We start from the raw sequence: 13,488 nt of genomic DNA, 5'->3' as shown, positions 1-13,488 counted from the left end.
TCTCAGGGGGCTTGGGGGGTGAATCCGGCTTGGAGGGCGACGGGGAGGTCCGGGCCGGATTCGTAGCCGACCAGGGGGACTCCGGGCAGGGTGGCGAGCACGCCCTGCCACACGTCGAGGGGATCCGCGGTGCGGGTGAACACGTTGGAGACTCCGTGCACGCCCTCGCCGCTGACCACCGCGCCGCCGACGATTCCCCCGCGCTCGTCCTCGCGGGCCAGGATGCGTACCCCGGGGCTGGTCAGCAGTTCCGGTCGGAACAGCTCCCCGCCGCCGTGCGCGCCCGCCCAGGCGGCCAGCCGCTCGGGAGTGGTGACCCGGGTCAGCGGCGTGCCGGGCGGCCCGTGCGTCGGCGGGCGGTGGATCCACTGCGCGTCGAAGAGCACCACGAAGCCGTGGCCGGACAGGTCGAGGTCGGCGAAGCTGTCCTTCACCGACGCGCCGGGACCTTTCTCGATCCGGGCCAGCAGGGCATCCGGGTCGACGCCGGGGCGCAGGGTGACCGCGTCGGGGTACCAGGGTGGCGAGCGGCGGGGGACCGACCAGGCGTCGGCGTCGCTCCGGCCGGTCAACCCGTGGCTGGCGCACACCACGGCGCACCACTCGGCGTTGTCGCGGGCCGCCGCCTCCCGCCCGTCGTGGGGCACGCGATCAGCCTAGAGCCGCTCAGGACCGGGTGAGGACGACCAGTTGCTGGGTTGCCCGGGTCATCGCGACATAACGGTCCACCGCCCCCTCGATGCCGTCGCCGAACGCCTCCGGTTCGACGAGGACGACCAGGTCGAACTCCAGGCCCTTGGACAGCTCCGGGGCCAGCGACCGGACGCGGGGCGTCGCCGGGACCGTGGCGTCGCCGATCACGCACGCGATCCCCTCGTCGTGCGCGGCGAGCCAGGTGTCGAGGATGGACCCCAGGTCAGCGACAGATCCGTGGACGACGGGATCACCGTCGCGGATGGACCTCGGCACGTTGGCGTCCGGGAGCACGGTGCGGATGACCGGCTCGGCCTCGGCCATGACCTCCTTCGGCGTCCGGTAGTTGACGGTCAGCGAGGCCAGGTCGATCCGGTCGAGCCCGATCCGCCGGAGCCGTTCCTGCCACGACTCGGTGAACCCGTGCCGGGCCTGGGCGCGATCCCCGACGATGGTGAGGCTCCGTGACGGGCAGCGCAGCAGCACCATCTGCCACTCGGCGTCGGTGAGCTCCTGCGCCTCGTCCACGACGATGTGCGCGAACGGGCCGGCGAGCAGGTCCGGGTCGACGCTGGGCAGCGCGCTCTGGTCGACCAGGGCGTCACGCAGGTCCTGGTGGCGCAGCATCGTCAGCAGACCCTCACCGTCGTCGTAGACGTCGGCCTCGATCAGGTCGTCGACGACGGTGGACATCCGCGCGCGTTCGGCGGCGAAGGAGGCCGCGTGCCGACGCCGGCGTTCCGCGGCCGCCGGGTCGCCGAGACGCTGCCGGGCCGCGTCCAGCAGGGGCAGGTCGGACACCGTCCAGGCCTGCGCGTCGTCGCGTTGGAGGGTACGGACCTCGTCGGGGCTGAGCCAGGGGGCGCACCGGCGCAGGTAGGCGGGGACCGACCAGAGGTCACCGACCAGGTCGGCCGCTTCGAGCAGCGGCCAGGCGCGGTGGAACGCCGTCCGCAGGTCCTCGTTGCGCAGCAGCGCCGCGCGCAGCACGTGCTCTGGTTCGTCGCCGTCGTACCTGTCCAGCAGGATCGTCAGCAATTCCTCCCAGACCTGGTGGCGTGCCTCGTTGTGCGGGGTGCCCGGGTCCGGCGCCGCGAACGCCTCGACCCAGTCGTCGGCGCTCAACCGGATCTCGGCCCAGTCGGTCGCCACCGTCATCCCCGTGCCGGGTGGCTCCTCGTAGAACCGCACGGCCGCCTCGATCGCCGTCACCATCCGCGCGGACGACTTCAGCCAGGCCACGTCCGGGTCGCTCTCCACCGTCGCCGTGGCGCCCTCGGCGACGAGGTCGCGCAGTGTGCAGATCTGCACCTCCTCCTCGCCGAGGCTGGGCAGGACGTCGGCGACGTACGCCAGGTAGGGCTGGTGCGGGCCGACGAACAGCACACCACCCTGACGTTGGCCGAGCCGAGGGTCGGAGTAGAGCAGGTACGCGGTGCGGTGCAGGGCGACGACGGTCTTGCCCGTGCCGGGGCCGCCGTCGACGACGAGCGCGCCGCGGGAGCCCGCCCGGATGATGGCGTCCTGGTCGGCCTGGATGGTGCCGAGCACGTCGCGCATCCGGCTCGACCGGCTGCCGCCCAGGCTGGCGATGAAGGCGGACTGGTCGTCGAGCGCGGCGTGCCCCGCGAACCCGTCGGCGGTGAACACCTCGTCCCAGTAGTCGGTGATCCGGCCGAGGGTCCAGCGGTACCGGCGGCGGCTCGTCAGGCCCATCGGGTTGGCGTGGGTGGCGCCAAAGAACGGCTCGGCGGCGGGGGAGCGCCAGTCGAGCAGCAGGCGGCGTCCGGCGCCGTCGGTGAGGCCGCGCCGTCCGATGTACACGGGCTCCGGGCTGTCCGTGCTGACCATGCGACCGAGGCAGAGGTCCAGGCCGTAGCGGCGCAGCGCGCGCAGGTGGGCGCTCAGCCGGCGGACCTCCCGGTCACGTTCCACCGCCTGCCGGCCGGCGCCGCCGGGCGCCCGGCGTTCGGCGTCGAGGCGGCCGGACAGATCGGTGTACGTCTGCTCGAGGCTCGCCGCCATGGTCGCGAAGTGCTGCTCGTCGCGGGCGATCAGCGCCGGGTCTGCCTTGGCGCGAAGTTGGTCGGGGAGATCAAAGACGCTGAGGATCAGCGGGTCCACGTCGGGTCGCTCCGATCTGGGTGCGGGTCAGCGCGCGTCTCCGAGCTGCGGAAACGCGGTCCGGTCGGCAATTCTGCGGTACGACCCGGGTCTTGCCACAAGTCCCCCGGTGCGGTATATGTTAAGAGTGGCAGGGATTGAGTGCTTCTTCTCCCTAGGTCATCCGCTCTCCCTTGATCACCCACTCGCCGGCGACGCACCCCGCACCGATCGTCAGGGCTTCCGTTCGGCGTAGACCAGGTCCATGCTGTCGCTGCGCCCGCCCCAGCGCAGGTCGAGGTGCCAGCATCCGGCGCTCGGCATGTCGATGATCGACGGGCCCGGCCCGCCGTCGACCTCCCGGGTCACCCGGGTGCCGGTGCCGTCCAGCGTCGCGGTGATCACCAGGGTGGCCGGCGACGTCGGGTCGGCCGATGCCGTGGCCGGCCGGGACACCCAGAGGATCTTGTTGTTCGATCCGTCCCGCCTGACCTGCGCCAGCGGGTTTCCGAACAGCACCGCGACGATGTGGCCCTGCGCACCGAGCACGTGCGGCGCCCGGGCGTCCCCGTGGAAGCCGGTCTGCGCCCAGTCGGGCAGCGTGCCCGTCTCGACCCGCGAGCGGCAGCCGGTCGCCGCGGCCACCGAGGGCGTGCCGGCGGCCACCGGGGCCGTGCCGGCGCTCCCCGTGGCTGGCGCCGCTGGCGTGGTCGGCGCCGCTCCCGTGCTCGGCCGGTCGCTGGTCGTACAGGCCGCCAGCAGGAGCACCGACCCCAGCGTGAATCTCACCCAGGCACCCATGTCACCCTCCGATGCGTCGATGAAGCGAGTTGTGTGTCGCATCATCACGACACCGCTCGGAGCCGCCGGGTTCCTAGGTCATCGACTCGGCGATCTCGATCGCCTCGAGCCTGCCGAGATCACCCTCGAGCCGGTAGCTCACGTCGCCGTCCTGCCAGATCAGGGTCGAGGCGGCCAGCCGGGCGGTCTCCCGGTGGACGCGGCCGGAACGGTCCACGTAGGACAGCACGTGTGGGCTGCCGACCCAGACCGCGAAGTCGCCGTCGACCTGGACCCACTCCGCGTCGGGTCGACTGGTCTCCTTGTGGAAGGCCAGGTTGAGGCGGCCGTCGAAGGCGTCGATGCGCAGCGTGCCCCCGCGGTAGAGCAGCGTCGCCACGCGGTGGCCGCCCGTGGGGTCGGGGTCCGCCACGAGCACCTGCTCGGGCGGCCCCAGCCGTGCCGGTACGCGGATCGGAAAGCGCACCCCCCGCTGCGCCTCGGCGATGGCGGCCGTGCGCTGCGACGGCAGCGGCGACGGAGTGCCGGCGGGCCGCCCCGACGACGGGGCGATGCTGACACCCGCGAAGCGCAGCAGCCCGCCGACGGCGTCGGCGACGGCGGCCCGGGCCGGCGGCAGCGCCGCCACCAGCAGGGCGGCGAGAGCCGCGGCCGCGTACATTCGCCACCGGCGTCGGCGCGGTGCGGCGAGCCGTGCGCGGACGCGGACGGTCACGTCGGGCGCGGCGGGCGTGTCCAGCCAGGTGGAGAGGTCACGCAGTTCCCGCTCGAGGTCACCCATGCCGGACCTCCTCGCGGTCGAGCAGGCCGCGCAGCTTCGCCAACGCCCGCGACGTCCGCGACTTCACCGTGCCCCGGGGCCAACCCAACGTCTCCGCGGTCTCCTCCTCGCTGAGGTCGAGGAAGAACCGACAGACGATCACCTCGCGGTCGCGTACCGGCAACTGGCGCAACGCGTGTACCAGCGCGCTGCGGCGCTCCCCGGCGAGAACCGCGCCGACCGCCCCGTCCTCGGCGGCCTCCGACGCTGGACCGGCCGCCGCGGCCCGCAGCACCAGCCCGTCCCGCCGGCTGCGCGAGCGGTGCAGGTTGCGCGTCTCGTTGGCGACGATCGCCAGCAGCCAGGAGCGGAAGGACGACTCACCGCGATAGCGGGAGAGCTTGCGGTACGCCTTCACGAACGCCTCCTGGATGACGTCCTCGGAGTCCGGGCCCGCGCCGAGCAGCACCGCCGTCCGGTACGCGGACGCGGTGTGCCGGGCGACCAGGCGGTCGTACGCCTCCAGGTCACCTGCCCGAGCGCGGGTGACGAGCACATGGTCGTCCAGGGAAACCTCCGCTCCGATCACCCTCATGACACCGCACGGGCGTCGCGGGTTCCACCCGACGCGAATCAGGTTGCTCCCATCCGGCATGCAGCGGATTACCAGGATTCGGTGCTGCACTGGTGGGAGCGTCGAGGAGAGGGGTGGGCCATGGGCTGGTTCAACCGGCGGTCGCGGGGTGCCGAGACGACCCCGACCAAGCTGGACCGGGAGGCGACCCGCGACGACCTCGCGGCGCTGGAGGCGTTCGTCGCCAGCCGGCGCGGGGTGGAGTTCTACCTGGAGCCGGAGACCACCGCCACCGACACGACCGTGGTGGCGATCGCCCACGACGGTGAGTGGATCCGCCGCCGCACCGGCACGCCACGGGCGGCGGGCGCCATCGCCCGCAAGCACGCGGTGCCGCTGTACGAGGCGGCGCGCACCGGCTACCCGGAGCGGATGCGGGTGTGGAACCGGGCACACCCGGAGCGCCGCGCTTACTGAGACGGTCAGGCCGTGAGCGGGCTCAAGCGGGGTTCACCTGTGTGAGTGATCGCCGGATGAGCGTGAGGACGGGCGGAAGGATCAGCTCGCTGCCACCGATTGTGGCGGCAGCGTTCACGTCGTGGGGCGTGCCGTCGATGTCGACCACCAGCGCGCCAGCCTCTTTGGCGATGACGACGCCCGCGATGGTGTCCCAGGGATTGTTGTTGAGCATGACGAACGCGTCGATCCGGCCGTGAGCCAACCAGGCGAGGTCGATCGCGGCTGACCCGTGCATGCGTATCCGTTGGACGTGTCGGGCGAGCTGCTCGGTGATGGCAAGTCGCTCGGTGTTCTTCCGCCTGGCCTCGGCACCGACTGCATAGTCGCCAATGGCGACGACGGCGTCCCGGAGATCGGTGACCTGGCTGGCGCGGATGCGTCGGTTGTCGGCATAGGCTCCGTACCCCTGGACGGCGTGGTAGCGGGTGCCGAGGAACGGGAGGTCGATGACACCAAGGACGGCGCGTGTGCGGTGGATGAGGCCGAGGGAGATCGCGCACAGGGGCGAGCCGTGGATGAAGTTGACGGTGCCGTCGACCGGATCGAGTGCCCAGGTCAGTGCGCTGGTGTCGCCGCTGGTGCCGTACTCCTCGCCGAGGAATCCGATGTCAGGCGCCTTGGCGGCCAGGTGCTCGCGGACCGCTCGCTCGATGGCGTAATCCACGTCCGAGGCCATGTCGCGGTCACCCTTGAAGGTCAGCGCACCGGGCTGAAGCGTCCGCATCAGGTCGTGTGCCAGGTCAACGGCCTCCTGTGCGAGGGGGAGGAGGCGGGCGTAGTCGGTCATAGCTGGCGGCTGCGCTCCCATAGCGAGCTGAACATATCGTCGAATATCGGGTAAAGACCGGAGGGGCCGGCGCTGCGCTCGATGACCATGGTCGGGCAGTCGACACCTCGCATCTGCGGTAGGTAGTGCTGGACAACGCAGAGTCGACCATCGATCAGAGGGACGTTGGCGCGAATGGACTCGTCGTAGACGCCGATGGCGAGGTTGTCTCGGGCATTCGCGGGGAGCCGGTCGCGAATGCGGCGGGCCAGGTTCTGGATGTTGAGTTCGGTGAGCGCCCTGAGGTGTCCGTCTGGATAGTCGTCCTCACGCTCCTGCCGCCTGATCGCCTCGCCGGCCGGGTCAAGGAACAGGCATCGGAGGCGGGTGCCCGCGGCGAGAAGTTTCAGGAGGCGGTTGTCGCCGTACTGCTGACAGATGAGGTTGAGTGAAAGGCCGGACGCTCGGATGTCCGTCGCATGGTCGAAGAGGGCTTGCGGAGGCGCCTCCGCCATGAAATCCGATCGGCTGGAATAGATGGCGGTGACATCAGCGCATCGGTCCCGCATTGCCTTGCCGGCCTGCTGGCCGGCGAGGTCCGGGGCCGGCTCGCGTTCGCCTAGGAGGAGCGCCATGCGTGCGTGGCGTGGCATGGACAGGCCGGTGCAGATGCGGGTGAGGACATCGATGCTGCTGACCCGGCGGGCACCGCTGGTGATCTCGCTGACCTGAGCCTGGCTGAGGCCGGTGGCGACACCGAGGGTGGTTTGGCTGGCGCGGGTGGCTCGCTGGACGAGGCGGAATACCTGAGCGAGGTCGCGAGCGGCCAAGGCATCGAGCATATCGGTGGTGTCCCACAGCAGGTCGTCAGTGGTAAGCGCGGTAGTTGTGCGGACGCTCACGGCAGGCTCCCTTCCTGCTCAAGGGCCGAGGGCCAGCTTATCCAGTAGTCAGATGGCATGCCGGGATGCCATCCGGAGGGCGGATGAGAGTTATCCGTTGAGTAATCACCCTCTGTGATGGATCGCTGGGGTTGCGGTGAGCAGGGTCGTGGTGTGAGCCTGCGGTCCCGCCCCCACCTGCCCATGCGCCCCGCCTGGTTGTGCCGCAACTGTGCCGCCGCGTGGCCATGTTCCCGCGCGCAACTCGATCTCGTCGCCGAGTTCTACGGCCACTCGCTGGCGCTGGCCCTTTACCTGACGTCCTGCATGAACGAGGCCATCCACGACTTGTACGGTCTCGGCGGTCGCCCCGACCTTGCCGTGATGCACGCGCGCTTCCTTGGCTGGCTGTCGTTGACTCGCCGGCCGCGTCGCTCTCAGCGTGAGTGACCCCGGGCTGATCATGTGTTCGTTCTTTGGCGCCCGCCGGCCCGCCCGCAACGAATGCGGACCGGGAGCCGGGCCGAACCGGAAGGCCACACCCGGTGATGGGGCGTCCATGACCTCCTTTGGAGCTGAATCGTCTACGACATCAGCTCCAAAGGGGGCCGCGCACACACTGCCCAGCCGTGGGATCCCTCCGCCGTCGACGAACCGGCTCGGCAGCCCGCGACTGCGACGAGAGGCCCCCCGCCGACATCTTCGCAGTTCACTGTGGCGAGCGCCGCCGTCCGATGCAGGCGTGCGCGTTGACCGGCGGCGCGGCGGTGTGGCAGCATTCGCGGCCTGACGGCAGTGAAGGAAGTCGGTGCGAATCCGACGCGGTCCCGCCACTGTCACCGGGGAGTGATCCCCCCTCGTGAGTCACGGCCGTGTGTCTGCGGTTGGAAGGCCGGGGGAGAGCGTCGATCCGGAAGCCAGGATACTTCGGCCGTCGGATGTACCCCAGGGCGTGGACACCCGAGGAGGACCCGATGACGCACGGCGTCTCCGTCACCGACGACCATCGTCGTGACCTGAGCGACGGCCGCTCTGCCGCACCCATACCCGGGCGCTCTCCCGCCGTTCACCGCTGAGTTCCGCGCCGCGCCACCCGTCGCCGCCGGCCGCACGCCGGTGAGCCGGCCGGATCGCGGTACCCGCTGAACCCCGCGCCCATCCCACGTCGCCAGGCGCTTCCCCGCGAGCGTGCCGACGTTACTGTCCGGAGCCTGCCGTGCGCATCCTGCTGCTCTCCACCGCCGACACCGACCTGCTGGCCGCCCGCGCCAGCGGCGTCGACTACCGCCTGGCCAACCCGGCCCGGGTCGCCGCCGACGAGGTGCCCGTCCTGCTCGACGGGGTCGACCTCGCCGTCGTACGCCTGCTCGGAGGCCGGCAGGCGTGGCCCGACGGCCTCGCCGCGGTGCTCGCCGGCGGACGCCCCACGGTCGTGCTCGGCGGTGAGTCGGTGCCCGACGCGGAGCTGACGGCCCTCTCCACCGTGCCGTCCGGGGTCGCCACCCAGGCGCTCGCGTACCTCGTCGAGGGCGGGCCGGACAACCTCGCCCAGCTGGCCCGGTTCCTCTCCGACACCGTGCTGCTCACCGGCGAGGGTTTCGCCCCACCCGCGCCCACACCGGCGTACGGGGTGCACGGCGATCATCGCGCCGACCCGGACCGGCCCACCGTGGGGATCGTCTTCTACCGGGCGCACGCGCTCGCCGGCAACACCGGATTCGTCGACGTGCTCGCCGACGCGGTACGCGACGCCGGTGGCAGTCCGCTGCCCATCTTCTGCGGCTCGCTGCGCGGGCTGACCGCCGGCGCCGGACCGCTCGGACTGTTCGCACGCTGCGACGCGCTGCTGGTCACCGTCCTCGCCGCCGGGGGCGCGGTCGCCGCGGACGCCTCCGGCGGCGGTGCCGAGGACGCCTGGGACGTCGGCGCCCTCGCCGCCCTGGACGTGCCGGTCATCCAGGCGCTCTGTCTCACCAGCACCCGCGAACAATGGGCCGGCAGCGACGCCGGACTGTCCCCGTTGGACGCCGCGATGCAGGTGGCCATCCCCGAGTTCGACGGCCGGATCGTCACCGTGCCGTTCTCGTTCAAGCGGATCGACGCCGACGGGCTCTCGGTCTACGCCGCCGACCCCGAGCGGGCCGCGCGGGTCGCCGGCATCGCGGTGCGCCACGCCCGGCTGCGCTACGTGCCCAACGCCGACAAGCGGATCGCCGTCGTGCTCAGCTCGTACCCCACCAAGCACTCCCGGGTCGGCAACGCCGTCGGGCTGGACACCCCCGTCTCGGCGGTCCGGTTGCTCGCCGCGCTGGCCGACGCCGGCTACCACCTGGGCGACGCCCCGGTACCCGACGACGGTGACGCGCTGATCCACGCGCTGATCGCCGCCGGGGGGCACGACGTGGAATGGCTCACCCCGGAGCAGTTGGCCGCCGCCGAGGCCCGGATACCGGGGCGGACGTACCGGCGGTGGTTCGACCAGGTCCCCGCCGAGCTGCGCGAACGGATGCGGGAACACTGGGGTGAGCCGCCCGGCGAGCTGTACACCGACGGCGACGACATCGTGCTCGCCGGGCTGCGCTTCGGCAACGTGGTGCTGCTCATCCAGCCGCCCCGCGGCTTCGGGGAGAACCCGATCGCCATCTACCACGACCCGGACCTGCCGCCGAGTCACCACTACCTGGCCGCGTACCACTGGCTGGCCGCGCCGGTCGCCGACGGCGGCTTCGGCGCGGACGCCGTGGTGCACCTCGGCAAGCACGGCACCCTGGAGTGGCTGCCCGGCAAGGGCCTCGGCCTGGCCGCCGGCTGCGCGCCCGACGCGGTCCTCGGTGACCTGCCGCTGGTCTACCCGTTCATCGTCAACGACCCCGGCGAGGGCACCCAGGCCAAGCGGCGCGCGCACGCCGTGGTCATCGACCACCTGGTGCCGCCGATGGCCCGTGCCGAGACCTACGGCGAGCTGGCCAAACTGGAACAACTGCTCGACGAGTACGCCACCGTGCAGGCCCTCGACCCGGCCAAGCTGCCCACCGTGCGGGCGCAGATCTGGGACCTCGTCCGCGCCGCCGAACTGCACCACGACCTGCACGCCGAGGCGATGCCCGACGCCGACGACTTCGACGACTTCGTGCTGCACCTCGACGGGTACCTCTGCGAGGTCAAGGACGTGCAGATCCGCGACGGGCTGCACATCCTCGCCGCCGCGCCGACCGGTGAACCCCGCGTCAACCTCGTCCTCGCCGTGCTGCGGGCGCCGCAGATCTGGGGAGGCGCCCGCGCCCTGCCCGGCCTGCGGCAGGCCCTCGCCGCCGCGTACGGCCTCGACGAGCAGGAGCTGCTCGCGACGCCCGGGCAGCGGATCGCCCTGCCCGCGGCGCTGACCGACGCGGTGGACGGCCCGGCCGGCACCGCCGCCGACGCCATCGACCTGATCGAGGCTCTCGCGCGGCGACTGGTCGTCGGCATGGAAACCCTAAGCTGGGCCGTGGACGCGGCCGACGCGGTCGTCGCGGAGGTGACCGGCCAGCCGATCCCGGACGCCGCCGCGGTGCTGCGCTTCGCCGCCACCGAGCTGGTGCCCCGGCTGGAGCGCACCACCGACGAGCTGACCAACACCCTCGGCGCGCTCGACGGCCGGTTCGTGCCGCCCGGCCCGTCCGGCTCGCCCACCCGGGGCCTGGTCAACGTGCTGCCCACCGGCCGCAACTTCTACTCCGTCGACCCGAAGGCCATCCCCAGCCGCAACGCCTGGGACGTCGGGGTGGCCCTCGCGGACTCGCTGCTGGCCCGGCACCTCGCCGACACCGGCGCGTACCCCCGCTCGGTGGGGTTGACCGTGTGGGGCACCAGCGCCATGCGGACGCAGGGCGACGACATCGCCGAGGTGCTCGCGCTGCTGGGCTGCCGGCCCGTCTGGGACGACCGGTCGCGGCGGGTCACCGGCATCGAGGTGGTGCCGACCGCCGAGCTGGGCCGGCCCCGCGTCGACGTCACCGTCCGCATCTCCGGGTTCTTCCGCGACGCGTTCCCGCACGTCGTGACCCTGCTCGACGACGCCGTCCGGCGGGTCGCCGCCCTCGACGAGCCGGACGCGGACAACTACCTGCGCGCCCACGTCACCGCCGACCTCGCCGAGCACGGCGACGAGCGGCGGGCCACCGCGCGGATCTTCGGCTCCAAACCCGGGGCGTACGGCGCCGGGTTGTTGCCGCTGATCGACGCCCGCACCTGGCGCGACGACGCCGACCTCGCCGAGGTGTACGCCGTGTGGGGTGGCTACGCGTACGGCCGGGGCCTGGACGGGCGGGAGGCGCGCGCCGACATGGAACGCTCGTTCGCCCGGATCGCGGTGGCCGTGAAGAACCAGGACACCCGCGAGCACGACATCGTCGACTCCGATGACTACTTCCAGTACCACGGCGGGATGGTGGCGATGGTCCGTCACCTCACCGGCAGCGCCCCGCAGGCGTACGTGGGTGACTCGGCGATGCCGCACGACGTGCGGACCCGCACGCTGGGCGAGGAGACCCGGCGGGTGTTCCGGGCCCGGGTCGTCAACCCGAAGTGGATCGCCGCGATGCGCCGGCACGGCTACAAGGGCGCGTTCGAGCTGGCCGCCACCGTGGACTACCTGTTCGGCTACGACGCCACCGCCGGCGTCGTCGACGACTGGATGTACGAGAACCTGGCCGCCGCGTACCTCTTCGACGACACCACCCGCGAATTCCTGGAGCGCTCCAACCCGTGGGCGCTGCGCGGCATCACCGAACGGCTGCTGGAGGCCGCCGACCGGGGGCTGTGGGCCAAACCCGAGCCGGTCACCCTCGACCGGCTCCGCGACACGTACCTGGCCAGCGAGGGTGACCTGGAGGACCGGGTGTGAGCGCGAGGAGTGAGCCGGTTGTGCGAGCCCCGCAGTCGCGAACGAAAGAAGGCCCAGTGACCGTGACCTACCCGTTCAGTGCCGTGCTCGGCATGGACGACATGCGCCTGGCGCTGCTGCTCAACGCCGTCTCCCCGGCGATCGGCGGGGTGCTGGTCCGGGGCGAGAAGGGCACCGCGAAGTCGACCGCCGTACGGGCCCTCGCCGCTCTGCTGCCGCCGGTGCGCCGGGTGGCGGGCTGCCGTTTCGGCTGTGACCCGGCGGAGCCCGACCCGGCCTGCCCGGACGGCCCCCACCCGGCCGACGTCGCCGCCGAGACCCGCCCGGCCCGCCTCGTCGAGCTGCCGGTGGGCGCCGCCGAGGACCGGGTGGTCGGATCACTGGATCTGGAGCGGGCCATCGGCGAGGGGGTACGCGCCTTCGAACCGGGCCTGCTCGCCGCCGCCCACCGGGGCGTGCTCTACGTCGACGAGGTCAACCTGCTGCACGACCACCTCGTCGACCTGCTGCTGGACGCGGCGGCGATGGGCCGCAGCCACGTCGAGCGCGAAGGCGTCTCGGTCAGCCACGCCGCCCGGTTCCTGCTGGTCGGCACCATGAACCCGGAGGAGGGGGAGCTGCGCCCGCAACTGCTCGACCGGTTCGGGCTCACCGTCGAGGTCGCCGCGAGCCGTGACCCGGCGGTCCGGGTCGAGGTGGTCCGCCGGCGACTCGCCGCCGACGCCGACCCGCCCGGTTTCGCCGCCCGGTGGGCCGACGCCGACGCCGACATCGCCCGTCAGGTGGCCGCCGCCCGGCGCCGGCTCCCCGGGGTACGCCTGCCCGACGCGGCGCTGCGCCAGATTGCCGAGGTGTGCGCGGCGTTCGACGTGGACGGGATGCGCGCCGACATCGTCACGGCCCGTGCCGCCCTGGCCCACGCCGCCTGGCTCGGCCGGGACCGGGTCACCATCGACGACGTCCGGGTCGCCGCCCGGCTGGCCCTGCCGCATCGCCGCCGCCGCGATCCGTTCGACACGCCGGGGCTGGATGAGAAGCGCCTCGACGAGGCGTTGCAGCGGGCCCAGGACGCCCACCCCGACGACCCGGACGACGACGGCGGCCCCGGCGGTGGTGGCCCCGATGGTGGTGGCCCGGCTGGTGGTGGCCCCGATGGTGGTGGCCCGGCTGGCGGCGGCCCGGCCGGTGCCGGTGGCCGGAATGGCGGCGGCCCGGCTGGCGGCGGACCCCAGGACGGTAGCGGCGGCGGCGACCAGGGTGAGCCCGAGTCGGGCGGGCACTCGGCGGACCGCCCCGGCACCGGCCCGGACGGGCGCGCCGACAGCCCGGACGGCACCGGCGGTTGGCCGCGGCGCCCGACGGGCGACAGGGTCGGCGACGACGGTTGGCCGCAGGGCTCGGCGGACGACCGGCATGGCGCCGGGCGGCACGCCCGTGGCCGGAAACCGGCGGTCGGTGACGACGACCCGACCCGGGGCGGGGAGTCCCAGCCGGTGGCCGTACCCC

Annotated in this window: 11 protein-coding genes and 1 riboswitch; of the genes, 4 read left to right on the top strand and 7 right to left on the bottom strand. The window is 72.7% G+C overall.

What is annotated here, in order from left to right:
- Nucleotides 1-2: 2 nt before the first annotated feature.
- The 5 genes from F8271_RS24795 to F8271_RS24775 all read right to left on the bottom strand — a co-directional run bounded on the left by F8271_RS24795 (nt 3) and on the right by F8271_RS24775 (nt 4,952).
- The gene (locus F8271_RS24795; protein WP_151492233.1) at nt 3-647 is read right to left on the bottom strand and encodes a hypothetical protein; all 645 of its coding nucleotides are present in this window, start codon (nt 645-647) and stop codon (nt 3-5) included.
- Between the two features lie 19 nt (nt 648-666).
- Nucleotides 667-2,808, bottom strand: a complete 2,142-nt coding sequence (helR, locus tag F8271_RS24790; RefSeq protein WP_225854734.1) for an RNA polymerase recycling motor ATPase HelR — start codon at nt 2,806-2,808, stop codon at nt 667-669.
- Nucleotides 2,809-3,030: 222 nt separating this feature from the next.
- Complete coding sequence (locus F8271_RS24785) at nt 3,031-3,585, bottom strand: hypothetical protein (RefSeq protein WP_225854732.1); 555 nt, start codon at nt 3,583-3,585, stop codon at nt 3,031-3,033.
- A gap of 85 nt (nt 3,586-3,670) precedes the next feature.
- Entirely contained in the window at nt 3,671-4,378 is a 708-nt protein-coding gene (locus F8271_RS24780) for a hypothetical protein (RefSeq protein WP_151492230.1), read from the bottom strand.
- The gene (locus F8271_RS24775; protein WP_151492229.1) at nt 4,371-4,952 is read right to left on the bottom strand and encodes an RNA polymerase sigma factor; all 582 of its coding nucleotides are present in this window, start codon (nt 4,950-4,952) and stop codon (nt 4,371-4,373) included. Before F8271_RS24775 ends, F8271_RS24780 begins: the two co-directional genes overlap by 8 nt.
- A gap of 120 nt (nt 4,953-5,072) precedes the next feature.
- Between F8271_RS24775 and F8271_RS24770 the strand changes: the two genes are divergently transcribed.
- Complete coding sequence (locus F8271_RS24770; protein WP_151492235.1) at nt 5,073-5,408, top strand: hypothetical protein; 336 nt, start codon at nt 5,073-5,075, stop codon at nt 5,406-5,408.
- 22 nt (nt 5,409-5,430) lie between these two features.
- On the opposite strand, the gene F8271_RS24765 is transcribed toward F8271_RS24770, so the two are convergent.
- Together F8271_RS24765 and F8271_RS24760 are read right to left on the bottom strand one after the other, a co-directional pair.
- Nucleotides 5,431-6,237 (bottom strand): inositol monophosphatase family protein, encoded by an 807-nt coding sequence (locus F8271_RS24765; protein WP_151492228.1) that lies wholly within the window; start codon nt 6,235-6,237, stop codon nt 5,431-5,433.
- Nucleotides 6,234-7,118 (bottom strand): DUF5919 domain-containing protein, encoded by an 885-nt coding sequence (locus F8271_RS24760; protein ID WP_225854731.1) that lies wholly within the window; start codon nt 7,116-7,118, stop codon nt 6,234-6,236. The genes F8271_RS24765 and F8271_RS24760 overlap by 4 nt, the downstream gene beginning before the upstream one ends.
- 153 nt (nt 7,119-7,271) lie before the next feature.
- Here F8271_RS24760 and F8271_RS24755 point away from each other — a divergent pair, with 153 nt between their 5' ends.
- From F8271_RS24755 to F8271_RS24745, 3 genes are all read left to right on the top strand, one after another.
- Nucleotides 7,272-7,547 (top strand): hypothetical protein, encoded by a 276-nt coding sequence (locus tag F8271_RS24755; RefSeq protein ID WP_151492227.1) that lies wholly within the window; start codon nt 7,272-7,274, stop codon nt 7,545-7,547.
- A gap of 348 nt (nt 7,548-7,895) precedes the next feature.
- A riboswitch (cobalamin riboswitch) is annotated at nt 7,896-8,025 on the top strand.
- Nucleotides 8,026-8,313: 288 nt separating this feature from the next.
- A complete protein-coding gene (gene cobN / locus F8271_RS24750) occupies nt 8,314-11,982 on the top strand; it encodes a cobaltochelatase subunit CobN (protein ID WP_151492226.1) in 3,669 nt (1,222 codons plus the stop codon).
- The coding region (locus F8271_RS24745; protein ID WP_370461963.1) for an ATP-binding protein at nt 11,979-13,488 on the top strand (1,510 nt) is incomplete at its 3' end. The genes cobN and F8271_RS24745, both read left to right, overlap by 4 nt.

Source organism: Micromonospora sp. ALFpr18c, assembly GCF_008868155.1.
GTDB lineage: Bacteria > Actinomycetota > Actinomycetes > Mycobacteriales > Micromonosporaceae > Micromonospora.
The sequence above is the reverse complement of the archived record's forward strand: the minus strand, read 5'-3'. Positions and strand labels throughout refer to the sequence as shown.